This is a genomic window from Nocardioides hwasunensis (assembly GCF_014779665.1).
GTDB classification, from domain to species: Bacteria; Actinomycetota; Actinomycetes; order Propionibacteriales; family Nocardioidaceae; genus Nocardioides; species Nocardioides hwasunensis.
The window spans coordinates 365,951-391,388 of record NZ_JACXYY010000001.1 but is presented as its reverse complement, the minus strand read 5'-3'; the positions used below and the strand labels follow the sequence as shown (position 1 = coordinate 391,388).

At 71.8% G+C, this 25,438-nt stretch carries 26 protein-coding genes; 12 read left to right on the top strand and 14 right to left on the bottom strand.

What is annotated here, in order from left to right; genetic code table 11:
* Positions 1-253 precede the first annotated feature (253 nt).
* Entirely contained in the window at positions 254-1,348 is a 1,095-nt protein-coding gene (locus IEZ25_RS01960; RefSeq protein WP_191197702.1) for a glycerate kinase family protein, read from the bottom strand.
* Between the two features lie 63 nt (positions 1,349-1,411).
* On the opposite strand from IEZ25_RS01960, the gene IEZ25_RS01955 reads away from it, so the two are divergent.
* On the top strand, positions 1,412-1,828 hold the full coding sequence (locus IEZ25_RS01955; protein ID WP_191197701.1) for an SRPBCC domain-containing protein: 417 nt from the start codon (positions 1,412-1,414) through the stop codon (positions 1,826-1,828).
* The gene (locus IEZ25_RS01950) at positions 1,825-2,712 is read left to right on the top strand and encodes a GNAT family N-acetyltransferase (protein WP_318151986.1); all 888 of its coding nucleotides are present in this window, start codon (positions 1,825-1,827) and stop codon (positions 2,710-2,712) included. The genes IEZ25_RS01955 and IEZ25_RS01950 overlap by 4 nt, the downstream gene beginning before the upstream one ends.
* Here the strand turns inward: IEZ25_RS01950 and IEZ25_RS01945 are convergent.
* A complete protein-coding gene (locus IEZ25_RS01945) occupies positions 2,709-3,941 on the bottom strand; it encodes a glucose-1-phosphate adenylyltransferase family protein (RefSeq protein ID WP_191197700.1) in 1,233 nt (410 codons plus the stop codon). The two genes, IEZ25_RS01950 and IEZ25_RS01945, sit on opposite strands and share 4 nt — an antisense overlap.
* A gap of 56 nt (positions 3,942-3,997) precedes the next feature.
* Here IEZ25_RS01945 and nadA point away from each other — a divergent pair, with 56 nt between their 5' ends.
* Positions 3,998-5,182, top strand: coding sequence for a quinolinate synthase NadA (gene nadA / locus IEZ25_RS01940; RefSeq protein WP_191197699.1), 1,185 nt, complete (start codon positions 3,998-4,000; stop codon positions 5,180-5,182).
* 8 nt (positions 5,183-5,190) lie between these two features.
* Positions 5,191-6,369 (top strand): winged helix DNA-binding domain-containing protein, encoded by a 1,179-nt coding sequence (locus IEZ25_RS01935; protein ID WP_191197698.1) that lies wholly within the window; start codon positions 5,191-5,193, stop codon positions 6,367-6,369.
* Positions 6,370-6,380: 11 nt separating this feature from the next.
* On the opposite strand, the gene IEZ25_RS01930 is transcribed toward IEZ25_RS01935, so the two are convergent.
* The 5 genes from IEZ25_RS01930 to IEZ25_RS01910 are packed head-to-tail and all read right to left on the bottom strand — an operon-like array spanning position 6,381 to position 10,129.
* The gene (locus tag IEZ25_RS01930; protein WP_191197697.1) at positions 6,381-7,556 is read right to left on the bottom strand and encodes an ATP-binding protein; all 1,176 of its coding nucleotides are present in this window, start codon (positions 7,554-7,556) and stop codon (positions 6,381-6,383) included.
* Positions 7,553-8,125, bottom strand: coding sequence for a PspA-associated protein PspAB (gene pspAB, locus IEZ25_RS01925; RefSeq protein WP_191197696.1), 573 nt, complete (start codon positions 8,123-8,125; stop codon positions 7,553-7,555). Before pspAB ends, IEZ25_RS01930 begins: the two co-directional genes overlap by 4 nt.
* A 6-nt stretch (positions 8,126-8,131) precedes the next feature.
* The gene (gene htpX, locus IEZ25_RS01920; protein ID WP_191197695.1) at positions 8,132-9,037 is read right to left on the bottom strand and encodes a zinc metalloprotease HtpX; all 906 of its coding nucleotides are present in this window, start codon (positions 9,035-9,037) and stop codon (positions 8,132-8,134) included.
* A gap of 10 nt (positions 9,038-9,047) precedes the next feature.
* Positions 9,048-9,326, bottom strand: a complete 279-nt coding sequence (gene pspAA / locus IEZ25_RS01915; RefSeq protein WP_191197694.1) for a PspA-associated protein PspAA — start codon at positions 9,324-9,326, stop codon at positions 9,048-9,050.
* Positions 9,323-10,129: a PspA/IM30 family protein gene (locus tag IEZ25_RS01910; RefSeq protein ID WP_191197693.1), complete on the bottom strand. Its 807-nt coding sequence runs from the start codon at positions 10,127-10,129 to the stop codon at positions 9,323-9,325. The genes pspAA and IEZ25_RS01910 overlap by 4 nt, the downstream gene beginning before the upstream one ends.
* A gap of 264 nt (positions 10,130-10,393) precedes the next feature.
* On the opposite strand from IEZ25_RS01910, the gene IEZ25_RS01905 reads away from it, so the two are divergent.
* From IEZ25_RS01905 to IEZ25_RS01885, 5 genes are all read left to right on the top strand, one after another.
* Positions 10,394-10,975, top strand: coding sequence for a DUF3043 domain-containing protein (locus tag IEZ25_RS01905; RefSeq protein WP_191197692.1), 582 nt, complete (start codon positions 10,394-10,396; stop codon positions 10,973-10,975).
* 34 nt (positions 10,976-11,009) lie between these two features.
* Entirely contained in the window at positions 11,010-11,570 is a 561-nt protein-coding gene (locus IEZ25_RS01900; protein ID WP_191197691.1) for a GNAT family N-acetyltransferase, read from the top strand.
* A gap of 424 nt (positions 11,571-11,994) precedes the next feature.
* Positions 11,995-12,279 carry a hypothetical protein gene (locus tag IEZ25_RS01895; protein ID WP_191197690.1) on the top strand — a complete coding sequence of 95 codons (285 nt, stop codon included), beginning with the start codon at positions 11,995-11,997 and terminating at the stop codon, positions 12,277-12,279.
* A gap of 69 nt (positions 12,280-12,348) precedes the next feature.
* Positions 12,349-13,092 (top strand): AzlC family ABC transporter permease, encoded by a 744-nt coding sequence (locus IEZ25_RS01890; protein WP_191197689.1) that lies wholly within the window; start codon positions 12,349-12,351, stop codon positions 13,090-13,092.
* On the top strand, positions 13,092-13,397 hold the full coding sequence (locus tag IEZ25_RS01885) for an AzlD domain-containing protein (RefSeq protein WP_191197688.1): 306 nt from the start codon (positions 13,092-13,094) through the stop codon (positions 13,395-13,397). Before IEZ25_RS01890 ends, IEZ25_RS01885 begins: the two co-directional genes overlap by 1 nt.
* A 52-nt stretch (positions 13,398-13,449) precedes the next feature.
* On the opposite strand, the gene IEZ25_RS01880 is transcribed toward IEZ25_RS01885, so the two are convergent.
* Both IEZ25_RS01880 and dapB read right to left on the bottom strand, forming a co-directional pair.
* A complete protein-coding gene (locus tag IEZ25_RS01880; RefSeq protein WP_191197687.1) occupies positions 13,450-15,108 on the bottom strand; it encodes a M4 family metallopeptidase in 1,659 nt (552 codons plus the stop codon).
* Between the two features lie 97 nt (positions 15,109-15,205).
* On the bottom strand, positions 15,206-15,949 hold the full coding sequence (gene dapB, locus IEZ25_RS01875; RefSeq protein ID WP_191198098.1) for a 4-hydroxy-tetrahydrodipicolinate reductase: 744 nt from the start codon (positions 15,947-15,949) through the stop codon (positions 15,206-15,208).
* Positions 15,950-16,066: 117 nt separating this feature from the next.
* Between dapB and IEZ25_RS01870 the strand changes: the two genes are divergently transcribed.
* A complete protein-coding gene (locus IEZ25_RS01870) occupies positions 16,067-16,582 on the top strand; it encodes a class I SAM-dependent methyltransferase (protein WP_191197686.1) in 516 nt (171 codons plus the stop codon).
* Positions 16,583-16,692: 110 nt separating this feature from the next.
* Here the strand turns inward: IEZ25_RS01870 and IEZ25_RS01865 are convergent, their stop codons facing one another.
* Complete coding sequence (locus IEZ25_RS01865; protein ID WP_191197685.1) at positions 16,693-17,595, bottom strand: LysR family transcriptional regulator; 903 nt, start codon at positions 17,593-17,595, stop codon at positions 16,693-16,695.
* A 71-nt stretch (positions 17,596-17,666) separates the two neighbouring features.
* On the opposite strand from IEZ25_RS01865, the gene IEZ25_RS01860 reads away from it, so the two are divergent.
* Complete coding sequence (locus IEZ25_RS01860; protein ID WP_191197684.1) at positions 17,667-18,593, top strand: EamA family transporter; 927 nt, start codon at positions 17,667-17,669, stop codon at positions 18,591-18,593.
* On the opposite strand, the gene IEZ25_RS01855 is transcribed toward IEZ25_RS01860, so the two are convergent.
* The 4 genes from IEZ25_RS01855 to IEZ25_RS01840 all read right to left on the bottom strand — a co-directional run bounded on the left by IEZ25_RS01855 (position 18,550) and on the right by IEZ25_RS01840 (position 23,166).
* The gene (locus IEZ25_RS01855; protein ID WP_318151985.1) at positions 18,550-19,860 is read right to left on the bottom strand and encodes a M16 family metallopeptidase; all 1,311 of its coding nucleotides are present in this window, start codon (positions 19,858-19,860) and stop codon (positions 18,550-18,552) included. The two genes, IEZ25_RS01860 and IEZ25_RS01855, sit on opposite strands and share 44 nt — an antisense overlap.
* Before the next feature lie 114 nt (positions 19,861-19,974).
* Entirely contained in the window at positions 19,975-22,209 is a 2,235-nt protein-coding gene (locus tag IEZ25_RS01850; RefSeq protein WP_191197682.1) for a polyribonucleotide nucleotidyltransferase, read from the bottom strand.
* Positions 22,210-22,462: 253 nt separating this feature from the next.
* Positions 22,463-22,738, bottom strand: coding sequence for a 30S ribosomal protein S15 (rpsO, locus tag IEZ25_RS01845; protein WP_191197681.1), 276 nt, complete (start codon positions 22,736-22,738; stop codon positions 22,463-22,465).
* A gap of 167 nt (positions 22,739-22,905) precedes the next feature.
* Positions 22,906-23,166 carry a DUF6458 family protein gene (locus tag IEZ25_RS01840; RefSeq protein ID WP_191197680.1) on the bottom strand — a complete coding sequence of 87 codons (261 nt, stop codon included), beginning with the start codon at positions 23,164-23,166 and terminating at the stop codon, positions 22,906-22,908.
* A 119-nt stretch (positions 23,167-23,285) separates the two neighbouring features.
* Here IEZ25_RS01840 and IEZ25_RS01835 point away from each other — a divergent pair, with 119 nt between their 5' ends.
* Positions 23,286-25,406, top strand: a complete 2,121-nt coding sequence (locus IEZ25_RS01835) for a molybdopterin-dependent oxidoreductase (protein ID WP_191197679.1) — start codon at positions 23,286-23,288, stop codon at positions 25,404-25,406.
* Positions 25,407-25,438: the final 32 nt, after the last annotated feature.

Below are 25,438 nucleotides of genomic sequence, written 5' to 3'. Positions count from 1 at the left end.
CAGCCTGTGGATCAACGGGCCCGGACGGCACCTGTGGACGGTGGCCGGTTCGGATCGGAACGAGGTGGCCGCCGCGACCCGGCTTACCCTGGCGGCGTACGACACCAGAATCGGCCGAATCGATGTCGCAAGCCGCCACCGTCGCTGCCGGCCTCGCCACCCTGGCGGCGTACGACATCCGTGCGGGCAATTCCGATGTCGCAAGCCGCCACCGTCACAGCGGGCGGGGCGGCGGGCGGAGCGAGGACCCCCGTCAGCGCGACCAGGTGCGCGCCGCGCGCTGGGCGAGCTCGGCGAGGGCGTCGGCGGAGTCGCGCATCGCACGCTCCTCGCCCACGAGGTCGACGAGGGCGTACGCCGACTCGATGCCGAGGGCGCGCATCTCGCGCGCCCCGACCAGGACCTTGCCCGCGAGCGCGATGCACGGACGCAGCGCCTCACCCGCGACGCCAGCCACGCCGTAGGGCACCTTGCCCGCCCGGCTGGAGAAGTCGAAGGCTCCCTCGCCCGTCACGACGAGGTCGGCGGCCTTCGCCCGATCCGCGAGCGAGACGGCCGCGGCGACGAGCTCGATCCCGGGCTCGCGGGTGGCGCCGAGGGCCAGCAGGGCGTAGCCGATGCCACCGGCGGCGCCGGCACCCTTCTCCAAGGACGTACGCCGGTCGGTCGCCGTCGCGAAGCCCTCGAGCAGGGCGTCGACGTCGGCGATCCGGTCCTCGGCGATGCCCTTCTGGGGGCCGAACGTCTTGGCGGCGCCGAAGAGGCCGGTGAGCGGGTTGTCGACGTCGCTCGCAGCGACGAGCCTCACCCCGGACAGGCGCTCGCGCGCGGCGGACAGCTCGACCGAGGTCACCGAGGCGAGACCGGCCGGCCCGCCGTCGAGCACCCCGTCCGAGGTCGCCCCGAGGGCGCCGAGCGCGCCCGCGCCCCCATCGGTCGTGCCGGAGCCACCCAGACCGACGACGACCTTCCGTGCGCCCGCCGACACGGCAGCGAGCACGAGCTCGCCGACACCCCACGAGCTGGCGGTCTCCGGTGACTCCGAGGCGGCGCCCGACAGCAGGTGCAGGCCCGCAGCCTGCGCGCTCTCGACGTACGCCGTCTCCCCCACGTGCAGCACCGCCGCGGGCACCTGCTCACCGTGCGGCCCGCGGACGGTGACCGCGGCGAGCGACCCACCGAGCGCGGCGTGGAGGACGTCGACGAACCCCGGCCCCCCGTCGGCCATCGGCGCGAGGTCCAGCTCGTCGCCGGGGGCGTGACGCCGCCAGCCGGTGGCGATGGCCTCGGCGGCCTGCACCGCGGTCAGGGTGCCGGCGAACTTGTCCGGTGCGATGAGGACGCGCATGGGGGGCATCCTCGCAGCGCGTGGCACCCGAGGGGGCCTCCGGGCGTCCGGCATGCTGGAGGCATGAGTATCGCCCCCCTCGTCGCGGAGGTCGTCGTGCCCGTGACGCCCACCCAGGCCTTCGTCGGATTCACCGCCCAGATGGGCGAGTGGTGGGACCCGGTGCTGAGCCCCGACGCGGCGACCTTCACCAGCATCGCGATCGACCCGAACGGCCCGGTCGCGACGGTCCACGGCGACGAGCAGTTCGTCTTCGGTCGGGTGATGACCTGGGACCCGATCGGGCACCTCGTGATGGAGTTCTGGCTCGGGCACGCCGAGGACGAGGCGACGGTGCTCGACGTGCGGTTCACCGACGCCCCCGAGGGGGCGATGGTCCGTCTCGTGCACAGCGGGTGGCGGGAGGGCAGCGAGGAGGTCCGCGCGAAGTACACGCACTGGGACGACCTGCTCCGCCGGTTCGCCGCCTACGTCTCGTGACCGCACCGGTCATCCGGCCGATGCGCGAGGGTGACCTCGAGGCGCTGGCCGACATCACCGCGACGAGCTACCACGAGGTCGACACCCGCACCCACCAACGTTCGTGGCCCGATCCCGTGCGCCGACCCGCGGCCCGCCACGGCCACTGGATCCGCCGCACCGGGCAGGCGCTGGTCACCGACCCGGGCGGCTGCTGGGTGGCCGAGGTCGACGGCGAGGTCGTCGGCGGCGCGGTCTCCCGCGTCCGGGAGCTGATGTGGATCCTGGCGTCGTTCGCGGTGCGTCCCGAGCACCAGGCGCAGGGCATCGGGACGCAGCTGATGGCCGCCGCGCTGCACCATGGTCGCGGCTGCCTGCGCGGGATGTTCGCAGCCAGCGCAGATCCCGGTGCCGTACGCCGCTACCGCCTCGCCGGCTTCGACCTGCACCCGCAGATGATGGTCACCGGGGTCGTCGACCGGTCCGCGCTCCCGGTCGTGGAGCGGGTGCGCGAGGGCTCCGCCTCGGACGTCGACCTCCTCGACTCGATCGACCGCCGGACCCGCGGCGCCGCGCACCTCTCCGACCACGAGCTGCTGCTCGAGCAGTTCCGGCTGGCCGTGGTGGACCACTCCACCGGCTCCGGCTACGCCTACGTCGACGACGACGGCGCGGCGGTGCTGCTCGCTGCGACCAACCGGCGCACGGCGGCGTCGCTGATGTGGGAGGCCCTGGCCTCGTCGGCCCCCGGAGAGCAGGTGTCGGTCCACCACGTCACCGCCGCCAACCAGTGGGCGCTCGACGTCGGACTGGCCGCACGCCTGGCGATCTACTCCCACGGCTACCTGTGCGTGCGCCGGATGAGGCCACCGGCGCCCTACCTGCACCACGGCAGCCTGCTCTAGGAGCTTCCCGGCTCCAGCCGGCCACCCGCCGGCACCCGGTCGCCGACCGAGGAGCCGCGACCGACGAGCGTGACGTCGTCGTCGTGGGCGACCCGTCGAGAGGGCTCGGCGCCGACCACGGCGCGCGGCAGGACCTCGCACCGCTCGTCGAGGACCGTCGTGCGCACCACGGCCCCGGCCCGGACCACGCAGTCCTCCATCAGCACGCTGTCGTGGACCTGCGCACCCTTCTCGACGACGACGCCAGGGCCGAGCACGCTGCCGACGACCGTCCCGCCGACGTCGGCACCGGGCGACAGGACGGAGTCGCGGCAGTCGGCAGACGCCCGCACCCGGGCTGCCGGGCGGTCGGGCCAGTGCGAGATGACGGGCCGGCCCGGGTGGTCGAAGACGTCGACCTTGCCGCGGAGCAGGTCGCGGTGGGACTGGAGGTAGAGGCCGGGCTGGCCGACGTCGCGCCAGTAGCCGGTCAACGGCACCGCGACGACGCGCCCACCATCGACCAGGCGCGGGAGCAGGTGCTCGCCGAAGTCACCGATGCCGCTGTCGCCGTCGTCGCTGCCCGCCAGCTCACGGCGCAGGTCCTGCAGCGTGGTCAGCAGCGCCTCGGTGTCGTAGAGGAAGATCTCGGTCGCCACCGTGCCGGACGACGGCCGCGACGGCTTGTGCTCCACGCCGGTGACGACCCCGTCCCGGCCCGCCAGCACGACGACGTTGTCGCTCGCATCCTTCTTGCTCACCTCGCTGGTCAGCACCGTCGCCGTACGACCGGCCGACACATGCTCCTCGACCACGGGCGCGAGGTCCATGTTGAAGACGTGGTCGGCGCTGCACACCACCAGCGTCCGGGCACCGAAGGCCTCGATGTCGGCGGAGATCCGCAGCAGCAGGTCGCCGTTGCCGTGGGCGAAGCCGCTCTCGGTCGCAGGGCCGGTGCCGGTCTGCGGCACGATCCTCCGGAAGCCGCCGCGGTTGCGGTCCAGGCTCCACGGCCGACCGCCGGAGAGGTAGTCGTCGATCGAGGTCACCTGGTACTCCAGGGAGACCCACACGTCGGCCAGGTCCGCGTGGGCCAGCCCGGAGAGCGCGAAGTCGATCAGCCGGTGCACGCCGCCGTAGGGCAGCGCGGGCTTGGCGCGCTCACGGGTGAGCACGTCCATGCGCGAGCCCTTGCCACCCGCCTGCACCAGGGACAGGACCGCGCCGCGGCGAGGCAGGGAGGGAGGCATGGCCGCAGCATGGCACGGACCCAGGGCCGCGGTGCTCCCCTCCTAGGATGAGCCACATGAGTCTCATCGACCTACCGCTCCTCCCCCTCGGCAAGGGCCGTGACCTCGATGCCGAGCGCGGCGTGGAGTGTCCCGGTGACCTCCCGGCGGCATCGGACCCCGACCTGGTGGCGCGGGCCGAGGCCGCGAAGGCAGCCCTGGGCGACCGGGTCTTCGTGCTGGGCCACCACTACCAGCGCGACGAGGTCATCCAGTTCGCCGACGTCACCGGTGACTCCTTCAAGCTCGCCCGGGACGCGGCCGCGCGGCCGAACGCCGAGTTCATCGTCTTCTGCGGCGTGCACTTCATGGCCGAGTCCGCCGACATCCTTACCTCGACCGCGCAGCAGGTGGTCCTCCCCGACCTGGCCGCCGGCTGCTCGATGGCCGACATGGCCCGCCTGCGCCAGGTCGAGGACGCCTGGGACGCGATGGCCGACGCCGGCATCCAGGACGCGGTCGTCCCGGTGACCTACATGAACTCCAGCGCCGACATCAAGGCGTTCTGCGGCCGCAACGGTGGCGTCGTGTGCACCTCCTCCAACGCCGACGTGGCGCTCGAGTGGGCCTTCGACCAGAGGGCCGACGTCGACGGCGGCGCGAAGATCCTCTTCCTCCCCGACCAGCACCTCGGCCGCAACACCGCCGTCCTGCAGATGGGCATCGCTCTCGACGAGTGCGTCGTCTGGGACCCGCTGCAACCAGGTGGCGGGCTCACCGCGGACGAGCTGCGGAAGGCCAGGATGATCCTCTGGAAGGGCCACTGCTCGGTGCACGGCCGCTTCTCCGAGGACGTCGTCGACGAGCTGCGGGCCAAGCACCCCGGCATCAACGTCCTCGTCCACCCCGAGTGCAAGCACGAGGTCGTGCTCAAGGCCGACCTGGTCGGCTCGACCGAGTTCATCATCAAGACCATCGAGGCCGCCGAGCCCGGCTCGGTCTGGGCGATCGGCACCGAGCTCAACCTGGTCAAGCGCCTGGCCGACGCCCACCCCGACAAGACGATCGTCTTCCTCGACCGCAACGTCTGCTACTGCTCGACGATGAACCGCATCGACCTGCCCCACCTGGTCTGGGCGCTGGAGAACCTCGTCGCCGGCACGGTCGTCAACCAGATCACGGTCGACCCCGAGACCGAGGCCGACGCCCTGGTCGCGCTCCAGCGGATGCTCGACCTGCCCGGCAAGTCCCACCGCGACTGAGTCGGCCGATGCGGCACGTCAGCGACTCCGAGCGGCGCAGCCGGATCGGCGTACGCCACGCGCTCTCCCCTGCGCACCGACTCGACAGCGTCGAGGCCGTCACCCGCGCGATGACGGTCCTCCACGCGACCGAAGCGGCGACGGTGCACCTCGCGGTCGCGGCCCGCGCGGAGGGCGTGGCTCCTGCCGACGTCGACGCGGCGCTGTACGACGAGCGCGCCGTGGTCAAGCAGCTCGCGATGCGCCGGACACTGTTCGTCTTCCCGCGTGACCTCCTGCCCGCCGCCTGGGGCAGCGCCTCGAGCAGGGTCGCGACAGCGGAGCGCAAGCGCATCGCGAAGGCCATCAGCGCGGCCGGGATCGCCCTCGACGGCGACGCGTGGCTCGAGGCGGCCCGATCAGCGACCCTCGAACGCCTCGCCGACGGTCCGGCGACGACCGGCGAGCTGAAGTCGTCGGTGCCGGAGCTCGCCGGGACGGTCGGGGGCGACTCTGACAAGACGTGGGACCGGCCGGTCTCGGTCGCACCCTGGGTGCTCACCCACCTCGGGCTCTCCGGCGCGACCGTGCGCGGTCGCAACGCCGGGCACTGGCGACTCAACAAACCCACCTGGACACGCACCGAGGACTGGCTCGACGACGCGCCGGCGCCGCTCGACGAGCAGGCCGGCTACGCCGAGCTCGTACGCCGCTGGCTGGGCACCTTCGGCCCCGGCACGGCCGCGGACGTGCAGTGGTGGCTCGGCTCGACCAAGACCGCCGTCACCCGCGCGCTGGTCGACGTCGAGGCCGTCGAGGTCTCGCTCGACGACGGCACGACCGGTTGGGTGCTGCCCGACGACGCCGACGTCGGACCGGTCGAGCCCTGGGCGGCGCTGCTGCCGACGCTCGACCCTTCCGTCATGGGCTGGAAGGCCCGCTCGTTCTACCTCGACCCGGCACACGTGCCGTTCCTGTTCGACACGAACGGCAACGCCGGCACCTCCGCCTGGTGGGACGGCCGGATCGTCGGGTGCTGGGTGCAGGACGGCCAGGCCGTCGTACGCCTCTCGCTCCTCGAGGACGTCGGGCCGGTGGGTCGTGCCGCGCTCGAGCACGAGGCCGAGCGACTCACGGCGTGGCTGGACGGCACCGTGATCGGCAACGTCTACGCCTCCCGGCAGATGAAGCAGGCCAGGCTGCCGTAGCCGAGGCTGGGTCAGTCGGCGATCGGCAGCTCGACCCAGAAGGTGCTGCCTCCGCCCTCTCGCCCGACGACGCCCATCGTGCCGCCGTGGGCCTCGATGATGCGGCGGCACGTGGCCAGGCCGATGCCCGAGCCCTCCACGGTCTTGTCGAGCCTGGCCAGGGGCGCGAAGACCCGCTCACGCTTCTCGGGCGGGATGCCACGACCCCGGTCGCGCACCTCGATGCGGTTGCGACCCGCGACGGTGTGGGCATCCACCTCGATCTCGGGCTCCTCGCCGTCGTGACCGAACTTCACCGCGTTGTCGATCAGGTTCATCAGGACCGACCGCAGCTGTGAGCCATCGCCACGGGCGAAGCCGAGGTCCCCGGTCGTCACCAGGTCGCGTCGTACGCGTCCGGCCAGGTCGTCGAGGGCGGTGGACAGCTCGGAGGTCAGGTCGACCAGGTCCTCGCCCGGCGCGTCGCCCTGTGAGGCGAACTCGAGCAGGCTGTTGATCATCTCGGTCATCCGGTCCACCCCGCGTCGCGCGCGCGCGACGGTGTCGACCTGGTAGTCGTCGGTGAGCTCGAGCTCGAGGGACTCCAGCGACAGCGAGACCGAGGTGAGCGGGTTCTTGAGGTCGTGGCTGACCTGGCCGGCGAAGTGGGCCAGGCGGTCGTTCGACGTGCTGAGGCGGGCGTTGACCTCGCTGAGCCGGCGCGAGGCCAGCTCGAGCTCCAGCACGTCCACCACCCGGTCAGCCAGCTGCGCGAGGCCGTTGGCGGCCTCCGGGGTGACGGTGTGCGACTGACTGTCGAACACGCACAGGGTGCCGATGGTGACGCCGGACGGCGTGGTCAGGGGGTGCGAGCCGTAGTACTTCACGTCGGCGAGCTCGCCGGTCGTCCACGGGTTCCCGGCGAAACGGACGTCGTGACCGGCGTCCTCGAGCATGATCGGCGACCCGGTCTCGACCACGAGTCGGCACATCGAGTGGTCGACCGGCGAGTCAGCTCCGTCGAACCCGGCCGTGGCGACCTGGTGCTGGGCGTGCGAGTCGAGCAGGTTCACTGCGGCGAAGGGCACCCCCGCCACCTGCGCAGCGAGCTGGACGAGCGAGTCCAGCTCGCGTCGAGGTTGTCCGTCGAGGACGTCGTAGCGGGCGATGGCGCGATCGCGTCGGTCGGCGCTGCTGGGGCTGCTCACAGCCCGGGCGCATTCCAGAGCGCCAGCCAGCGCTGAAGATCGGGTTCCATGGGGAGCTCCTGTCCGAGAAGGTCGCGCACCGACAGCTCCACCAGGGTGTCACGGGTCTGCTCCCCGGTGGGGGCGAACGCGTAGAACGTGCCCTGCTTGTAGAGGTAGACCAGGCCGAACTTCTGGCCGGCGCCGTTGGCGAACGGCACCATCGAGCACAGCAGCCCTCCCGCGAAGCCGTTCAGCTCGAGGGAGGTGTTGACCGCGTGGAGGTCGGTGCACAGGCCGGACGTGTCGGAGGGATCACCGTCGACCACCAGCCAGGTGAACCCGAAACCGTCCTGCGACACGACGACCTTCGGCGCCTCGGCGTCGCTGTCGATCAGGGACACGACGTCCTGCTGGGTCTGGGCGAAGGCAGCGCCCGCGGCCGAGCGGTAGCAGACCGAGCCCGAGCCGATCGGCTCGAATCCCAGAGCGGTCTGCAGTGTGATCGCGGCGCTCGGCACGAGGAAGAGCGCGTCGAGGTCGTTGCGCTTGGGCTGCGACCGACCTCGCATGGCCTCCCAGAGTCCCATCTCCCCTCAGTCCGTGGGCCGGCTGAGCTCGGCCTGGATGCGGGCCAGCTGCTCGAGGCGCTTCTCCAGCGGCGGGTGGGTGGCCATGAGGCCGCCCAGGTTGCCGCGGAGCGCCGGGGCGATGCACAGCGCGCTGGCCACGTTGGCCGAGCGGAGGTCGCGCTGCGGCGTGGCCGCCGCCTGGCCGCTGATCTTCTGCAGGGCCGAGGCGAGCGCCGCCGGCTTCATGGTCAGGTAGGCCCCCGACCGGTCGGCGCAGAGCTCGCGGTAGCGCGAGAGCAGGCGCAGCAGCAGGAAGCTGACGGCGTACACCATCAGGCTGACCAGGATCGCGACCATCGCGGGGATCGCGGTGCTGTTGTTGCGGGAGCGACCCAGGGCGCCGAACTGCGCGAACCTCATCAGCATGCCCGCGGCGATGCCGGCCGACGATGCGACCGTCATGACCAGGACGTCGCGGTGCGCGACGTGGCTGAGCTCGTGGGCCAGCACCGCCTCGAGCTCCTCGGCGTCGAGCGTGTGCAGGATCCCCGTCGTCACGCACACGACCGCCCGATCGGGCGAGCGCCCGGTGGCGAAGGCGTTCGGCACGGACATGTCGGCGATGCCGACGCGCGGCTTGGGCATGTCGGCCAGCGCGCAGAGCCGGTCGATCATGCCGTGCAGCTCGGGCGCCTCCTGCGGCGTGACCTCGCGGGCCCGCATCGCGCGCATCGCGAGCTTGTCGGAGGACCACCACTGGTAGAAGGCGACGCCGATGCCGGCCACGCCGATGAGCACCGACAGCCCCGGGCTCCTGACGACGAACATGAGCGTCACGACCAACCCGACGAAGAGTCCGCCGAGCAGGAACATGGTGAGGGTCATCCGGGCGGTGAGCCCGCTGTCCTTGATGAAGCGAGAGGTGGCCATGTGGTGGGCGTCAGCCCGGGATCAGTCCGTCGTCGCCCAGGAGCTCGCGGACCTCGTCGATCGTCGCGTCAGGGGGCGGGAGGATCAGGTCGGACTCGTCGAGCGAGTCGGGATCGTGGTGGGTCCCGCTGGCGCGCACGCCGGACAGCAGCCCGTGCAGGGCCGTGCGGAACATCGCCTCGTCGCCGGCCTCGATGGCCTGCTCGACCTGGTTGTCGAGCCCGTTGAGGGCGTCGAGCGCGTGGTCGTCGAGATCGTACTGGCCCTCGCCGAGGATCCGGACGATCATGCCTGGCCGCCCTCGTTGGTGCTGCGCTCGACCGGGTGCTCCTGCGGTGCCTCCTCGAGGATGTCGCCACCCTCGGAGGCCTCGATGGCCGGAGTCGACTGCGGAGCGCTGAGGCCCTTGAGGCGAGCGAGCTCGGCCTCCACGTCGGAGCCGGAGCTGAGGGCGTCGAGCTCGCGGGTGATGTCGTCGCCCGCGTTGAGCGAGGACGCGTCGTCGAGTGCGCCGGAGGCCAGCAGCTCGTCGATCGCGGCACCACGCGCCTGCATCTGCGCCGTCTTGTCCTCGGCGCGCTGGATGGCGAGGCCGACGTCGCCCATCTCCTCGCCGATGCCCGACATCGCCTCGCCGATGCGCGTCTGCGCCTCGGCGGCGGTGTAGGTCGCCTTGATCGTCTCCTTGCGGGTGCGGAAGGCCTCGACCTTGGCCTGCAGGCGCTGCTGGGCCAGGACGAGCTTCTCCTCCTCGCCCTGGAGCGTGGCCTGCTGCTCCTTGAGGTTGGTGATCTGCGACGCGAGGCCGGACTTGCGGGTGAGGGCCTCACGGGCCAGGTCCTCGCGACCGGCGCCGATCGCCTTCTCGGCCTGTCCCTGGAGCTTGGTCGCCTGCTGCTCGAGCTGGTTGACCTGGAGCTCCACGCGCTTGCGGCTGGTGGCGACGTCCGCGACACCACGCCGCACCTTCGAGAGGAGCTCGAGCTGGCGCTGGTAGCTGTAGTCGAGGGTCTCGCGGGGGTCCTCCGCCCTGTCCAGGGCCTTGTTGGCCTTGGAGCGGAAGATCAGGCTGATGCGCTGCATGAGGCTCATCTGCGGGTGAACCCTCTCTTGGGTGTCGGTCGTGAACGAGGCGCTCGTCGTCGCGGGGCGCGACGTGGAGCGTCGCCTTCACCCTAGAACCAAACCCAAGCCGGAGGTAGGCCATCCCCCTTGGCGCCCCCTCCATGCCCCCTTCGCGCCCCCGTCGCGCCCCGTCGGGGTGCCGGCTGGCCGCGCGGGCCCCCGCGACCACGGTGGTTGCGCCGCACGGCGATAGGCTGACCCCAGCATCCGAACCATGTGAAGGCAGCACACGTGTTCCGTCGTAACAGCTCCGCACAGGAGACCGAGACCGTCGCCGGCAAGGTCGGCGGCAAGGGCCGGCCTACTCCCTCCCGCAAGGAGGCCGAGGCGGCAGCCCGGGCCCGCGCGAAGGTGCCGAGGACCCGCAAGGAGCAGGCGGCGGCCCAGCGCGCCGCGCGCGGCGACAACTCGCGCAAGATGCGCGAGGCGATGAAGACCGGCGACGAGCGCTACCTCCCCAGCCGTGACCGCGGTCCCGTGCGACGCTTCATCCGCGACTTCGTCGACTCCCGGTTCTCCTTCATCGAGCTGATGATCCCGCTGCTGATCATCTCGATGATCCTGGGCTACTCACGCAGCCCCGGCCTGGTCCAGCTCGGCAACACGGTGCTGTTCACCACGCTCCTGGTGATCATCGTCGACATCGTGATGCTGCGGTTCCGGCTCCGCCGCGAGCTCGCTCGCCGCTTCCCCGACGAGTCGGCCAAGGGCGCGGTCCTCTACGCCGCGATGCGGTCGCTGCAGATGAAGTTCCTGCGCCTTCCCAAGGCGCAGGTCAGGATCGGCGAGAAGCTCCCCGAGTCCTACCGATGAGCACCACCTCGGACCCGCTCGGGGCCCTGGCCTGATGGGGCACGACCACTCCGGCGGCCCGACCGCCGACGTGTCGGTGCGCGTGGCGTGGGCCGACGACGCCGACGCCATCGCCGCCGTGCAGGTGCGCGCCTGGCCCGAGATGTACGCCGACCTGCTGCCGGCCGACGTGCTCCCGACCGACGTCGACGTGGTGGCTGCCCAGTGGCGCCAGGTGCTGGCCAGGCCGGCCGACGCCCGTCACCGGGTGCTGGTCGCACTCGAGCGCAACCGGGTGACCGGCTTCGCCCTCACCTCTCCCGCCGACGACCCCGACTGCGACCCGATCGCCGACGGAGAGCTGTCCGAGGTCACCCTCGACCCCACCGAGCGTGGCAAGGGCCACGGGTCCCGGCTGCTCCAGGCGGCCGTCGACACCCTGGCCGCCGACCGTTTCACCCGCGCCGTCACCTGGGTGAACGCCGGCGACGACGGCCTGCGCACCTTCTTCACCGACGCCGGCTGGGCTCCCGACACCGCCCACCGCGAGCTCGACCTCGACGGCAGCGGCACGACCCGCGTCAAGCAGGTCCGGCTGCACACCGCGATCGCGTAACGCGCCACGACCGCGCGCCGGCGCAGCGGGCTGCCGGCGATCAGCGCCTGCCACGCGCTCCGGCCCGCACAGGGCTGAGCATCGTGGGCACACGTGTCCGAGAGGTCGCCCCTGTCGTGCCTGGGCAAGGGCGACGCGGCGGACACGTGTCCGAGAGGTCGCCCCTGTCGTGCCCGGTCGAGGGCGGCGCGGCGGACACGTGTCCGAGAAGTCGCCCCTGTCGTGCCCGGTCAAGGGCGACGCGGCGGACACGTGTCCGAGAGGACGCCTTCAGCTCCACCGCTACCGATGCGAGCACAGCGGCCCGATCCGCCTCGACGCACGGTGCCGGTCGACCGTGCTTCCAGGTGTCCACACGCGCTCGGTCCTCGAGTCGCTCACACCCGAGTCCGCGAATCCACCCCTGGGGTGGCTTGATTTCCGCGTGACGTGGGTCACCATGGAGGTCCGGCCACCTCGCCGGATCACCACGGGGGTCCAGATGCTCGGTCCGCTTCCCACGCTCCACCGGTTCGTGCTCGTCCTGGCAGCGCTCGTGGTGTGCGTCGGCATCGGCTTCTGGTTCGGTGCCATGCCGACGATGCCGTTCACCCTGCGGCTGGGCCTCATCGCCGGCGCCGCGGCTGGAGTGATGGCGGGCTTCGTCCTGGTGCACGACTTCCACCACCGGCAGGTCGGCACCACCCGCGTACGCCGTCGGGCGCACTGACCACTCCCGCCGGTCCGGAAGGCGTGGGCACCGGGACGGAGGCCGTCGGGGATGACCTAGCCTCGGGGCGTGAACGCCCGTGCCCTGACAGCTGGTGAGCGCTCGGGGATCGTCCGGGACGGCCTCGCCGTCGGCCTCGCGACCGGTGCCTACGGGATCGGCTTCGGCGCGGTGTCGGTCGCGTCCGGGCTCAGCGTGGCGCAGACGTGCGCGCTCTCGCTGCTGATGTTCACCGGCGCCAGCCAGTTCGCCCTGGCCGGGGTCGTCGCCGCGGGTGGCGCTCCTCTGTCCGGCGCGGCCACCGCACTCCTGCTCGGCACCCGCAACACCCTCTACGGACTGCGGATGGCCCCCGTGCTCCAGTGGCGAGGCTGGCGTCGGGTCGCTGCCGCCCACGTCCTGATCGACGAGTCGACGGCGATGTCGGTCAACCGGGACACGACCGAGGGCGCCCGGCTCGGGTTCCTGACGACCGGGCTGTCCGTCTTCGTCCTGTGGAACGTCGCCACCGCGATCGGCGCGGTCGCCGGCGAGGCGGTGGGCGACCCCCGCACCTACGGCCTCGACGCCGCGGTCGGCGCGGCCTTCCTCGCCCTGCTCTGGCCGCGCCTGAAGGATCGGCGCAACGTCGTGGTCGGGCTGCTCGCGGCCCTGGTCGCGCTGGCGGTGGTGCCGGTCACGGCGCCCGGTGTGCCCGTGCTCGCCGCGGGTGGCGTCGCGGTGCTCGCCGGCGTGCTCGCGCGCAAGCCCGGTCCCACCGAGGCGCGGCCGCATCCGCTGGGAACCGACGACGCCGCGGGAGGGGAGCGCTGATGTGGACCGCGGTGCTGCTGGCGTGCGTCGGTTGCTACCTGCTCAAGCTGGCCGGCCTCTCGCTGCCCGAACGCGTGCTGAGCCACCCGACGGTCGAGCGGGTGGCCGACCTCATCCCCGTGGCCCTGCTCGCCGCGCTGGTCGCGGTGCAGGTCTTCGCCGGCGGGGCGGACGGGCCGGCGCTCACCCTCGATGCGCGTGCGCTGGGGCTCGGGTTCGCGGTGGTGGCGCTGCTGCTGCGCGCGCCCTTCCTGGTCGTGGTGGTGGGGGCGTCGGTCGTGGCGGCCCTGTCCCGCCTCGTCTGACGCCCCCACCCGACCCCGCGAGGTTCCCCTCCCTCTGCCGCAGGGGTGTGCCTCAGGCCACCGAGACCGCGCTCCAGGCGGCCGCCACGGCGTCGTGCTGGGTGCTGCCCTCACCGAAGAGGTCCTCGGCAGCGTCGAGGGTCGCGGTCCGCGCGCCCGCATAGGTGGTGCCCGACGTCATGTAGACGGTCAGCGCGCGGTACCAGATGTCACCGGCCGCCTCCCGGCCGATGCCGGCAACCGTGGATCCGTCGCAGGTGGTCGAGCTGTGCGCGACTCCGCCGATGGTCTTGGCGCCACTCCCCTCGGCGAGCAGGTAGAAGAAGTGGTTGCCGATGCCCGAGGAGTAGTGGACGTCGACGTCCTTGGCGCTCGGACTCCAGCAGTCGAGGGACGTGCCGTCGGCCGACGGCTGGTCCATCCGCCGGAAGCCGGCGTGGTCCTTCAGGTCGAACTGCTCGCCGATCAGGTAGTCGGCCGGGTCGCTCGGGTTGTCGGCGTAGAACTCCACCATCGAGCCGAAGATGTCGGAGGTGGCCTCGTTGAGCCCGCCGGACTCACCGGAGTAGGTGAGGTCGGCGGAGTTCTCGGTGACGCCGTGCGACATCTCGTGACCCGCCACGTCGAGGGAGACCAGCGGGCCGAAGTCGAGCCCGTCGCCGTCGCCGTACGTCATCTTGGAGCCGTCCCAGAACGCGTTGACGTAGCCGTTGCCGTAGTGGACCCGGTTGAACGACCCGCGGCCGTCTCCCCAGATGCCGTCGCGGCCGTGGACGTCCTTGAAGTAGTCCCACGTCTCGTTGGAGCCGTACTGCGCATCGGCTCCGGCCGTGGCCCGGTCGGCGTTGGTGCCGTCGCCGAAGGTCGTCGACGTCGAGGTGATCGTCGTGCCCGCCGAGCAGCCGATCTGGAGCACCTGGCACAGGACGGTGTCCTCGGCGTTCCTCATGTCGGTCGTGTAGGTGCCGCCGCGCGAGGCGTCCTCCAGGGTGTAGGACGACCCGGACCCGGACACCTGGAGCGGCACGCTGCCGCTGTAGAGCGTCTCGCCCCGGCCGTCGACGTTGACGACCTGCTGCTCGCTGCGGATGACCAGCCCGGTCTTCGCGTCGACGTACGTCGCCAGCCGTGACGGGGTTCCGTCGGCCTGCACGCCACCGGTGACGACCTCCCACGCCAGTCGTGGCGTGACGCCGGTCGCGTCGACGACGAGCTCACCTGCCTCGGCCTCGTCGTCACCGCGGACGGTCGTGGTGCGCGCGTTGCGAGAGAGCACGGTCCGCTGGGCGGCGGCCTCGGCGACCGAGGCCTCGGTGCCGAGGGTGAGCGGCTTGGCGAGCGTCTGGCTGACACCGGCGAAGGCGTCGTCGGCGTCGCGGTGGACGACGAGGTCGCCACCGACGACCCGCAGCCCGTCGATCGTGCGGTCGAAGCGCACGTGCGTGCTGCCGTCGGCGTCGGTCAGGGTGGTGCGGGCGACGAACGTCTGGCCGTCGGCCGCCCGCGCCGCGCCGGGACGGGCCTGGAGCGTGGCGAGGGCCTCGGACGCGAGGGCCACCTCCCGTCCCTTCAGGCCTGACGTGTCGCCCGACCTGGCGCTGGCGGGCGCCGCGGTCGGGGCACCCTGGGCGCTCGATGCCGTGGTGAGCGGCAGCGCGGCTGCTGTGGCAGCTGCGACGGCGAACGCGGCGAGTCCTGCGGTTCTGCGCATGGTGGTGCCTCCCGAGAGCAAGCCGGGTCCCCGAGTGGACCGCGGCGATCACCCGTCCAACGATCACGGGCGACCGGGAGTTACCCCACCGAGCCGGTCAGTCGATGTCGAGGAAGGCGTCGAGGCCGACCGTCAGGCCTGGGTGCTGCCCGATCGAGCGCACACCGGCGAGCACGCCGGGGGTGAAGGAGACGCGGTCGAGGGAGTCGTGACGGATCGTGAGGGTCTCCCCCGCCGTGCCGAGGATGACCTCCTGGTGGGCGACCAACCCGCGCACCCGCAGCCCGTGCACGCGCACGCCGTCGACGTCAGCCCCCCGAGCGCCCTCGAGACCGGTCGAGGTGGCGTCCGGCATGGGGCCGCTCCCGGCCCCTCGGCGTGCAGCGGCGATCAGCTCGGCGGTGCGCCGAGCGGTGCCGGACGGGGCGTCGGCCTTGTCGGGGTGGTGCAGCTCGACGACCTCGACGGACTCGAAGAACGGGGCGGCCTGCGCGGCGAAGCGCATCATCAAGATCGCGCCGATGGAGAAGTTCGGTGCGATCAGGACGCCCACGTGGGGCGCATCGGCCAGCCAGGACTCGAGCCGGTCGAGCCGCTCCTGGTCGAACCCGGTGGTGCCGACCACGGCGTGGATGCCGTGCTCGATGCAGAACCTCAGGTGGTCCATCACCACGTCGGGGTGGGTGAAGTCGACCACGACCTCCGCGCCCGACCGGGCCAGCTCGGCGACGTCGTCCCCGGCGTCGACCAAGGCCACCAGCTCGGTGTCGGCCGCGGCCTCGACGGCCCGGCAGACCTCGGCGCCGACCTTGCCGCGGGCGCCCAGCACCCCCACCCTGATCCGGCCCGTGTCGGCGCCTTGGCTCTCGTCTGTGCTCACGCGCCCAACCTATCGCCGCCGGCAGTTGGCGAGTGGCGGTGGCTGACTCGTGAACCGCGGTCTGGCAGGCTAGAGGCCATGCCCAGCCCGACCATCCCCCCGCGCATCAAGTGGGCGGTCGACCTCATGGACGTCCAGCCGAACGACCAGGTCCTGGAGATCGGCTGTGGACCCGGCGCCGGCGCGGAGGCGATCTGCAGCAAGCTGGAGACCGGCAAGCTGTTCGCGATCGACCGCTCCGAGTCCGGCGTCGACCGCACCAAGCGTCGCAACCAGAAGTACGTCGACGCCGGCCGCCTCACGGTCCGCCAGATCGACCTGGCGACGCTGCGTGTCCCGGTGAAGCGACTCACGAAGGTGTTCGCCTTCAACGTGAACCTGTTCTGGGTGCGCAACTGCGACGAGGAGATCGCCCTCCTGCACGAGCGGGTGGTGCCCGGCGGCGCCGTCTACCTCTTCTACGAGGCCGCCCGTCCGGAGCTGGTGCCCAACATCGTCAAGAAGGCCTCGGAGAACCTCCTGCGCGGTGGTTTCCGGGTGAGCGTCGTGGAGCAGAAGGCACCCCCGGTCATCGGGTTGATCGCCAAGCGCTGAGCGCAGTGCGGAGCGCAGCGACGAGCTGCGCTCGGTGGTGCTCGAGCGTGTCGAGACCCGGTCAGCCGGGAAGCAGCCTCAGCCACGGCCCCGGTTTCGACACGCGCTCCTCAACCTGCGGCGGGTGCGAACTCCGCGGCCACCGACGTGAGCGCGTCCAGCACCCGACGCACGGCCCGGCGCTCGGCACGGTCCTTGCGCAAGATCGCGAAGACGTGGCGACCCGACGCGAGGCCCGCGAGCGGTCGCAGCACGACGTCGTCACCGGCCGGCGCGGTGAAGCGAGGAAGCACCGCGACGTGGTCGCCCGCACCGACGAGCGCCTCGGCCAGCCGGTTGTCCCGCACTCGCTGGCGTACGTCGACGCCCCGGCCGGTCGCCTCCTCGACCGCGAGGCGCACGCTGTCGAACGGATAGCCGAGCGGTACGCCGACCCACGGCAGGTCGACCAGGTCGTCCGGGGTCACCCGGTCGAGCACCGCGAGCGGGTGACCCGCCGCCATCGCGATGTCGAGCGGTTCGCGCACCAGGTGACGCACCACCGTGTCCTCGGTGTGTGCAGGTGTGCGGATCGCGCTGTGCGCGACCACGATGTCGTGGTCCACGACCTCCGCGGCGTAGGCCGCCTCCGCCACGTCGAGGTCGGTGCACACCACCTCGATCGGGTCGTCCGCGAGCTCCCGGAGCACGCCGGGCAGCAGGAACGTCGCCGCGCTGGGGAGGGCCGCCAGCGAGACCACGCCGGACGCCCTGCCGCGGAACTCGTCCCACCGCGCCTCGGCCTGCGCCAGCGCGACCGCGACGTCACGGGCGGACGCGGCGAGCACGCGGCCCGCGTCGGTCAGCCGGAGGCCGCGGCCACGCGGCTCCACCAGCGGCGCGCCGAACGCGCGCTCGGCGCTGCGCAGCTGCTGCGAGACCGCGGAGGGCGTGCGGTGGGTCGCCGTCGCGACGGCGGTCACGCTGCCGCGGTCGTCGAGCTCGCGCAGCAGCTCCAGGTGTCGCACGTCCATGTAGGCAGCCTACAAAGAAAGTGGAGCACTTCTCGCTTGTCCTTCAGATTCCGGGCCGAGAGAGTGAGTGCATGCCCACCCGTCACCGCCTGCTCGCCGCGAGCGTCGCCCTCTGCTGGGGCCTGAACTTCCTGGCGATCGACGCATCCCTGCAGCACTTCCCGCCGTTCTTCCTGGTCGCCCTGCGCTTCGCGCTGATCGCCGTCCCGACGATCCTGCTGGTGCCGGTCCCCCGCGTGCCGCTGCGATGGCTGGTCGGCTACGGGCTCGGCTTCGGCACGTTCCAGTTCCTCTTCCTCTACTGGGGCATGGCGGCCGGCATGCCGGCCGGGCTGTCGTCGCTGGTGCTGCAGGCATCGGCCCCGTTCACCCTGCTCCTCGCCGCGGTGTTCCTGCGCACCAGGCTCGCCCCGCGAGCCGCTGTCGGCGTCCTGGTCGCCGTCGTGGGGCTCGCCGTGGTGGGGTGGCAGCGCCTCGACGGCCCGGCCGCCTTCGCGCCGTTCGTGCTCGTCCTGGCCGGTGCTCTCGCCTGGGCGGCGGGCAACCTCTGCTCCGCGCAGGCCAAGGCCCCGGACCCGCTGCACCTCGTCCTGTGGATGTCCGTCGTGCCGGTCCTCCCGATGCTCGCGCTCTCACTGGCCGTCGAAGGACCGCAGCAGATCATGGACTCGATGACCACGTGGGGCTCCCCCGACGCGCTGCCCGCACTCGTCGGTCTGGCCTACACCATCCTGATCGGCACCGTGCTGGGCTCGGGCATCTGGACGTGGCTGATGGCCCGACACCCGGCAGGCACGGTGGCACCGTTCTCCATGCTGGTGCCGGTGGTCGGGATGAGCGCGGCGTGGCTGGTCCTCGGCGAGACCGTCAGCCCCGGCGAGATCGCCGGCGCCGGCCTCGTGGTGGCCGGGGTGCTGGTCGCGACCGGTCGGTCGCGACCTCCGGCCCAGGAGCTCAGGCCTGCGGACCCACGACCGCGAGCAGCTCAGGCTGCGTGAAGAGCTCGTCGGCCAGCCGCGCCACGTCCTCGAGCGTGACGGCCTCGATCCGTGCGACGACCTCGTCGATGGTCAGCAGCTCCTCGTCGACCAGCTCGGTCTTGCCGATGCGCGACATGCGGGACCCCGAGTCCTCCAGGCCGAGCACGAGCCCGCCCTTGAGCTGGCCCTTGCCGCGCTCGAGCTCCTCCTCGGTGAGGCCCTCGGCCGCCACCTTGGCGAGCTCGCCGCGCACGGTCTCGAGCACGGCGTCGTACTTGCCCGGCAGGCAGCCGACGGCGACGCCGACGACGCCGGCGTCCGCGTGGTGGGTGGCGAACGAGTAGACCGAGTACGCCAGGCCGCGCCGCTCGCGCACCTCCTGGAACATCCGGGAGGAGGTGCCGCCGCCGATGGCGGTGTTGAGCACGCCCAGGGCGTAGCGGCGGGGGTCCGTGCGGGTCAGGCCCCGCACCCCGAGCACGAGGTTGACCTGCTCGAGCGGCCGGACGGTGCGGGACTCCCCGGCGGTGACCTTGCGCGCCCTCTCCGACTGGTCGGACGGCGTCGGGTCGGCCTGGCTCGACAGGAAGCCCTCGCGCCCGAACGCCTTCTTGACCTGGCGTACGACAGTTGCGTGGTCGATGTTGCCGGCGACGGAGACGACCATGTTGTCGGGCCGGTAGTGGCGCCGGTAGAAGCGGTGGATCTGGGCGCGCGTCATCGCCGTGATCGAGGCCTCGGTGCCCGCGATCGGGCGGCCGAGCGGGGTGTTCTCGCCCCACGCCTGCTGGGCGAAGAGGTTGTGCACCACGTCGTCGGGGTCGTCGTCGTGCATCGCGATCTCGTCGAGGATCACGTCGCGCTCGGCCTCGACGTCGGCCGAGGTCAAGGTGGAGGCGGTGATCATGTCGCCGAGGACGTCGACCGCGGTGGCCAGGTCCTCGTCGAGGACCCGGGCGTGGAAGACGGTGTACTCCTTGGTGGTGAACGCGTTGAACTCGCCGCCGACCGCGTCGAGCTCCACCGAGATCTCCATCGCCGACCGCTCCGGGGTGCCCTTGAAGAGCAGGTGCTCGAGGAAGTGCGAGCAGCCGTGCAGGGTGGGCGACTCGTGGCGAGAGCCCACGTTGACCCACACGCCGATGCTGGCCGAGCGCGAGCCGGCCATCTGCTCGGTGACGACCCGCAGGCCGCTGGGCAGGACCGTGCGTCGTACGCGCGAGGTCACCACGCCCTCGGCGTCCTTGACGGTGTGGAGGGTGCGGGTGGTGCCGTTCTTCTGCACGGGGGTCCTTCCAGGTGATGCGGCGGTGCTGCTGGGGTGGCGCACGGGGAGAAGCGCCACGACCGGCCGGCGGAGGCCGCCGGCCGGTCGTGGATGGAGCTGGGGTCGATCAGGTCACTCGGCGTCGACCGACTCGGGAGCGTCGGCCGCCTCCTCGGAGCCCTCGGCCTCGTCGACCACGGGGACCAGCGACAGCTTGCCGCGGTCGTCGATCTCGGCGATGGAGACCTGGACCTTCTGGCCGACCGAGAGGACGTCCTCGACCGCCTCGACGCGCTTGCCGCCGGCGAGCGCACGCAGCTTGCTGATGTGGAGCAGGCCGTCCTTGCCGGGCATGAGCGAGACGAAGGCACCGAAGTTGGTGGTCTTGACCACGGTGCCGAGGTAGCGCTCGCCGACCTCGGGCATCGTCGGGTTGGCGATGGCGTTGACCGCGGCCTTGGCGGCCTCGGCGGCCTCGCCGTTGGTCGCGCCGATGTAGACCGTGCCGTCGTCCTCGATGGACAGCGTCGCGCCCGTGTCGTCCTGGATCTGGTTGATGACCTTGCCCTTCGGACCGATCACCTCGCCGATCTTGTCGACGGGCACGCGGACGGTGATGATCCGCGGAGCGTGGATCGACATCTCCTCCGGCGCGTCGATGGCCTCGGCCATCACGTCCAGGATCGCCAGGCGCGCGTCGCGGGCCTGGGTCAGTGCGGCACCCAGCACCTCGGCGGGGATGCCGTCGAGCTTGGTGTCGAGCTGGAGCGCGGTCACGAACTCGCGGGTTCCGGCGACCTTGAAGTCCATGTCGCCGAACGCGTCCTCGGCGCCGAGGATGTCGGTCAGCGCGACGTACTGGGTCTCGCCGTCGACCTCGTCGGAGATGAGGCCCATCGCGATGCCGGCGACGGACGCCTTCAGGGGCACACCGGCCTGCAGCAGCGACAGGGTCGAGGCGCAGACCGAGCCCATCGAGGTGGACCCGTTGGAGCCCATGGCCTCGGAGAGCTGGCGGATCGCGTAGGGGAACTCCTCGCGCGAGGGCAGCACCGGCAGGAGGGCACGGCGCGCCAGCGCGCCGTGGCCGACCTCGCGCCGCTTGGGCGAGCCCACGCGGCCCGTCTCACCGGTGGAGAACGGCGGGAAGACGTACTTGTGCATGTAGCGACGGTGCTTCTCCGGCGACAGCGTGTCGAGCTGCTGCTCCATCTTGAGCATGTCGAGGGTGGTGACGCCCAGGATCTGGGTCTCGCCACGCTCGAACAGCGCGGAGCCGTGCACGCGCGGGATGACGTCGGTCTCGGCGTGCAGCGGACGGATGTCGGCCAGGCCGCGACCGTCGATGCGGACCTTGTCGCGCAGCACGCGCTGACGCACCAGCTGCTTGTTGAGCGAGCGGAACGCCGCGCCGATCTCCTTCTCGCGACCCTCGAAGTCGCCGGCGAGCTTCTCGAGCAGGCCGGCCTTGATCTCGTCGACCTTGGTCTCGCGCTCCTGCTTGTCGCCGATCTGCATGGCGGCGGCGGTCTCGTCCTTCGCAGCGGCCTCGACCGAAGCGTAGACGTCGTCCTCGTAGTCGAGGAAGACCGGGAAGTCCTGGACCGGCTTGGCGGCCTCGGCGGCCAGCTGCGACTGCGCCTCGCACAGCTGCTTGATGAAGGGCTTGGCGGCGTCGAGGCCACCGGCCACGATCTCCTCGGTGGGCGCCTGGGCGCCACCCTGCACGAGCGCGATGGTGTCCTCGGGCGCCTCGGCCTCGACCATCATGATCGCGACGTCGCCGGTCTCGGTGACGCGGCCGGCGACGACCATGTCGAAGACGGCGGTCTCGAGCTGCGAGTGCGACGGGAAGGCGACCCACTGGCCGTCGATCAGGGCCACGCGCACGCCGCCGACCGGGCCGGAGAACGGCAGGCCGGAGAGCTGGGTGGACAGCGACGCGGCGTTGATGGCCAGCACGTCGTAGGGCATGTTGGGGTCGAGCGCCATGACGGTGATGACGACCTGGACTTCGTTGCGCAGGCCCTTCTTGAAGGTCGGGCGCAGCGGCCGGTCGATCAGGCGGCAGGTGAGGATCGCGTCCTCGCCCGGGCGGCCCTCGGAGCGGAAGAACGAGCCGGGGATCTGGCCCACGGCGTACATCCGCTCCTCGACGTCGATCGTCAGGGGGAAGAAGTCGAAGTGGTCCTTGGGCGTCTTGCCGACGGTCGTCGCCGACAGCAGCATGGTCTCGTCGTCGAGGTAGGCCGTGACGGAGCCGGCGGCCTGGCGGGCCAGCAGGCCGGTCTCGAACTTGACCGTGCGCTTGCCGAAGGAGCCGTTGTCGAGGACGGTCTCGACAGCGGAGATGATGGGTTCACTCATGAAGGCAGGATCTGCTTTCTCTTCGCGGAGCGATCCGCGACACCGCATGAGATGCCGGTCTTCGATCGAGGCCCGCAGGACTGCGCCCACGAGGGGGAGCACCTGAAGGCCACTACCGAGGACCGAGCCGGATGGGCGGGTCGCTCCTGGATCTGGTGTGTTCAGTTGTGTGTTCCGGGACCGACACTAGCGCGGCGGCACCCCCGAAACCGAGCGGAGCGGCCTCCCGTGTCCGGGAGGCCGCTCCAGTGGTTCAGCGGCGAAGGCCGAGGCGCTCGATGATCGAGCGGTAGCGCTCGATCTCGGTCTTCTGCAGGTAGTTCAGCAGGCGACGACGCTGGCCGACGAGCAGCAGCAGGCCACGACGGCTGTGGTGGTCGTGCTTGTGCGTCTTGAGGTGGTCGGTGAGGTGCGAGATGCGGTGGCTGAGCAGCGCGATCTGGACCTCGGGGGAACCGGTGTCACCCTCGGTCAGGGCGTACTCGGCGATGATCTTCTTCTTGGTCTCCGCGTCGGTACCAATCGACATGGGGGCTCCTTCGGTTCTCGTTGCGCGGCGCGCCCGGGCCTGTTCACCGGGGCACTCTGGATCCGCGGCCGTCGTGACGGCGTGTCGCCCACCTGGGCAACCGGAGAAGCATAACGAGGCGCCCGCACGCGGCCCAATCCGCGTGAGGCGCCTCGAGGGCCGACGACTCAGACGGCCGGCGGCGGCGGCTCCTCCGTGGTGCGCTGCGTGGTCGCCTGGCGACCTGCGGAGTCCGTGGTGGTCGCCGTGGCGGTGTGCCGGCGGCGGGTGTTCTGCTGGACGAGCGTGAGCACCAGCCACGCCGCGCCGGCGACGACGAGGATCCAGCCGACGGTGGTCACCTGCACCGGGCCCACTTGCTGTTCGGTCAGCGCCAGCGACAGCACCAGCCCGATGACGATGAGGCCGATCGGTCCTCCGTAACCCATGACGTGCTCCGTTCGCGTGGGGGAACGCCCGGATCTGACCGGGCGGCGGCAAGTGTGCCGGAACCAACCTCGCACGCGGAACCCTCCATCAGGTGAACGTCGCGTGCTTGGATCGGAGTGTGTCCACCCACGAGCAGACCGAGAAGCGGATCGGGGTCTGCAACCTCTGCGAGGCCATCTGCGGCCTCGAGATCACCATCGAGGGCCGCGACGTCGTCGGCGTCCGCGGCAATCCGGCCGACCCGCTCTCCCGCGGTCACGTCTGCCCGAAGGGCGTGGCCATCGCCGACGTGTACGCCGATCCGGACCGGCTGCGGCGACCGGTGCGGCGCGTCGGTGCCACCTGGCAGGAGATCGGCTGGGAGGAGGCGTTCGACCTCGTCGCCGACCGGCTCGCCCGCACGATCAACGAGCACGGCGACGACGCGCTCGGGGTCTACCTCGGCAACCCCAACGCGCACAGCCTCGGGTCGATGACGCACGGGACCGCGATGGTCAAGGCGTTCCGCACCAGGAACCGCTACTCAGCGACATCGGTCGACCAGCTCCCCCACCAGCTGGTGGCGCACCTGATGTTCGGCCACCAGCTCTTCCTCCCGATCCCCGACATCGACCGCACCGCGTGGTTCCTGGTGGTCGGCGCGAACCCGATGGCGTCCAACGGCTCGCTCATGACCGTGCCCGACTTCCCTCAGCGGCTCCGTGACCTGCACGCCCGCGGCGGGCGGATGATCGTGCTCGACCCGCGCCGGACCGAGACCGCGAAGGTCGCCGACGAGCACCACTTCGTGCGGCCCGGCACCGACGCGTGGGTGCTGCTCGCGATGCTGCACGTCCTGACGACCGAGCAGACCCCGGCGGTGGCGTCGTACGTCGACGGGCTGGCGACGGTGGTCGACCTCGTGGCCGGATTCACGCCCGAGCGGGCGGCAGCGACGAGCGGGGTGCCGGCCGACGAGATCCGCCGTCTGGCGCGCGAGCTGGTGGCTGCGGACGCGGGCGTGGTCTACAGCCGCATCGGCGTCTCGGCCGGCCCGTGGGGCTCGGTGTGCCAGTGGGCGGTCAACTGCCTCAACCTCCTGAGCGGCAACCTCGACCGCGCCGGCGGCGCCATGTTCACGACCCCCGCCATCGACGCGGTCGGGACCGGCCTGATCGGGCGCGGGCACCACGACGTGTGGCGCTCGCGGGTGCGTGGGCTGCCGGAGACCGCCGGCGAGCTGCCCGTCGCAGCGCTGCGGGAGGAGATCGAGACTCCCGGCGAGGGCCAGGTGCGCGCGCTGCTGACGGTCGCGGGGAACCCGGTGCTCTCGACGCCCGCCGGCGCCCGGCTCGACGGGGCGCTGCGGGGACTCGACTTCATGGCCGCGGTCGACATCTACGTCAACGAGACGACGCGGCACGCCGACGTGATCCTCCCGCCGACCACCGCTCTGGAGCGCGACCACTACGACCTGGTCTTCCACCTGCTGGCCGTGCGCGACACCGCACGGTTCACCCCAGCGGTCTTCGACAAGGACGCCGACCAGCGCCACGACTGGCAGATCTTCCGCGAGATCGCACTGCGCACGACGGCCCGGCTCGATCGCAAGCCGCCGTTGCGGAGGCGACTCGTCCAGCGGGCACGGCTCTCCGCGAGCCCGACCCTCCTCGTGACGGCTCTCCTGCGCCGCGGTGCCAGCGGCGTGACCATGACGAAGCTGCGCGCGCGTCCCGCGGGCATCGACCTCGGCCCGCTGCGCGGCGGCCAGCTGCCCGGGCGACTGGCCTCGAGGGACCGACGCATCGACCTCGCGCCGAGGCTCGTCGTCGACGACGTGGCACGGCTCGACGCCGTCGCGGCTCTCGCCGACCACGAGCTGCTCCTCATCGGGCGACGCCACCAGCGCGACTGCAACTCCTGGATGCACAACTCCGAGCGGCTCACCCGCGGTCGACCGCGGCACCAGCTGCTGATGAACCCCGCCGACCTGGCCGACCGGTCGATCACCGACGGCTCGGTCGTCCGGGTCACCTCCCGGGTCGGCGCGGTCGAGGTGGAGGTCGCCGCCTCCGACGACCTCATGCCGGGCGTGGTGTCGCTCCCCCACGGCTACGGGCACGCGCACGACGGTGTGCTGATGGGTCGCAGCCGCGAGGTGCCGGGCGTCTCGGTCAACGACCTCACCGACCCCGACCTGCTCGACGTGTCGGGCAACGCCGCGCTCAACGGCGTACCCGTGGCGGTCACGCCCACCTGACGACGCGCCGGCCTCGCCTGGCTCCGCCGAGC

What these genes read in the sequence shown, in the direction of transcription:
- IEZ25_RS01960 (WP_191197702.1), bottom strand. Translation starts at nt 1,348, where the DNA reads ATGCGCGTCCTCATCGCACCGGACAAGTTCGCCGGCACCCTGACCGCG.
- IEZ25_RS01955 (WP_191197701.1), top strand. Translation starts at nt 1,412, where the DNA reads ATGAGTATCGCCCCCCTCGTCGCGGAGGTCGTCGTGCCCGTGACGCCC.
- IEZ25_RS01945 (WP_191197700.1), bottom strand. Translation starts at nt 3,941, where the DNA reads ATGCCTCCCTCCCTGCCTCGCCGCGGCGCGGTCCTGTCCCTGGTGCAG.
- nadA (WP_191197699.1), top strand. Translation starts at nt 3,998, where the DNA reads ATGAGTCTCATCGACCTACCGCTCCTCCCCCTCGGCAAGGGCCGTGAC.
- IEZ25_RS01935 (WP_191197698.1), top strand. Translation starts at nt 5,191, where the DNA reads ATGCGGCACGTCAGCGACTCCGAGCGGCGCAGCCGGATCGGCGTACGC.
- pspAB (WP_191197696.1), bottom strand. Translation starts at nt 8,125, where the DNA reads ATGGGACTCTGGGAGGCCATGCGAGGTCGGTCGCAGCCCAAGCGCAAC.
- htpX (WP_191197695.1), bottom strand. Translation starts at nt 9,037, where the DNA reads ATGGCCACCTCTCGCTTCATCAAGGACAGCGGGCTCACCGCCCGGATG.
- pspAA (WP_191197694.1), bottom strand. Translation starts at nt 9,326, where the DNA reads ATGATCGTCCGGATCCTCGGCGAGGGCCAGTACGATCTCGACGACCAC.
- IEZ25_RS01910 (WP_191197693.1), bottom strand. Translation starts at nt 10,129, where the DNA reads ATGAGCCTCATGCAGCGCATCAGCCTGATCTTCCGCTCCAAGGCCAAC.
- IEZ25_RS01900 (WP_191197691.1), top strand. Translation starts at nt 11,010, where the DNA reads ATGGGGCACGACCACTCCGGCGGCCCGACCGCCGACGTGTCGGTGCGC.
- IEZ25_RS01885 (WP_191197688.1), top strand. Translation starts at nt 13,092, where the DNA reads ATGTGGACCGCGGTGCTGCTGGCGTGCGTCGGTTGCTACCTGCTCAAG.
- IEZ25_RS01880 (WP_191197687.1), bottom strand. Translation starts at nt 15,108, where the DNA reads ATGCGCAGAACCGCAGGACTCGCCGCGTTCGCCGTCGCAGCTGCCACA.
- IEZ25_RS01870 (WP_191197686.1), top strand. Translation starts at nt 16,067, where the DNA reads ATGCCCAGCCCGACCATCCCCCCGCGCATCAAGTGGGCGGTCGACCTC.
- IEZ25_RS01865 (WP_191197685.1), bottom strand. Translation starts at nt 17,595, where the DNA reads ATGGACGTGCGACACCTGGAGCTGCTGCGCGAGCTCGACGACCGCGGC.
- IEZ25_RS01860 (WP_191197684.1), top strand. Translation starts at nt 17,667, where the DNA reads ATGCCCACCCGTCACCGCCTGCTCGCCGCGAGCGTCGCCCTCTGCTGG.
- IEZ25_RS01850 (WP_191197682.1), bottom strand. Translation starts at nt 22,209, where the DNA reads ATGAGTGAACCCATCATCTCCGCTGTCGAGACCGTCCTCGACAACGGC.
- rpsO (WP_191197681.1), bottom strand. Translation starts at nt 22,738, where the DNA reads ATGTCGATTGGTACCGACGCGGAGACCAAGAAGAAGATCATCGCCGAG.
- IEZ25_RS01840 (WP_191197680.1), bottom strand. Translation starts at nt 23,166, where the DNA reads ATGGGTTACGGAGGACCGATCGGCCTCATCGTCATCGGGCTGGTGCTG.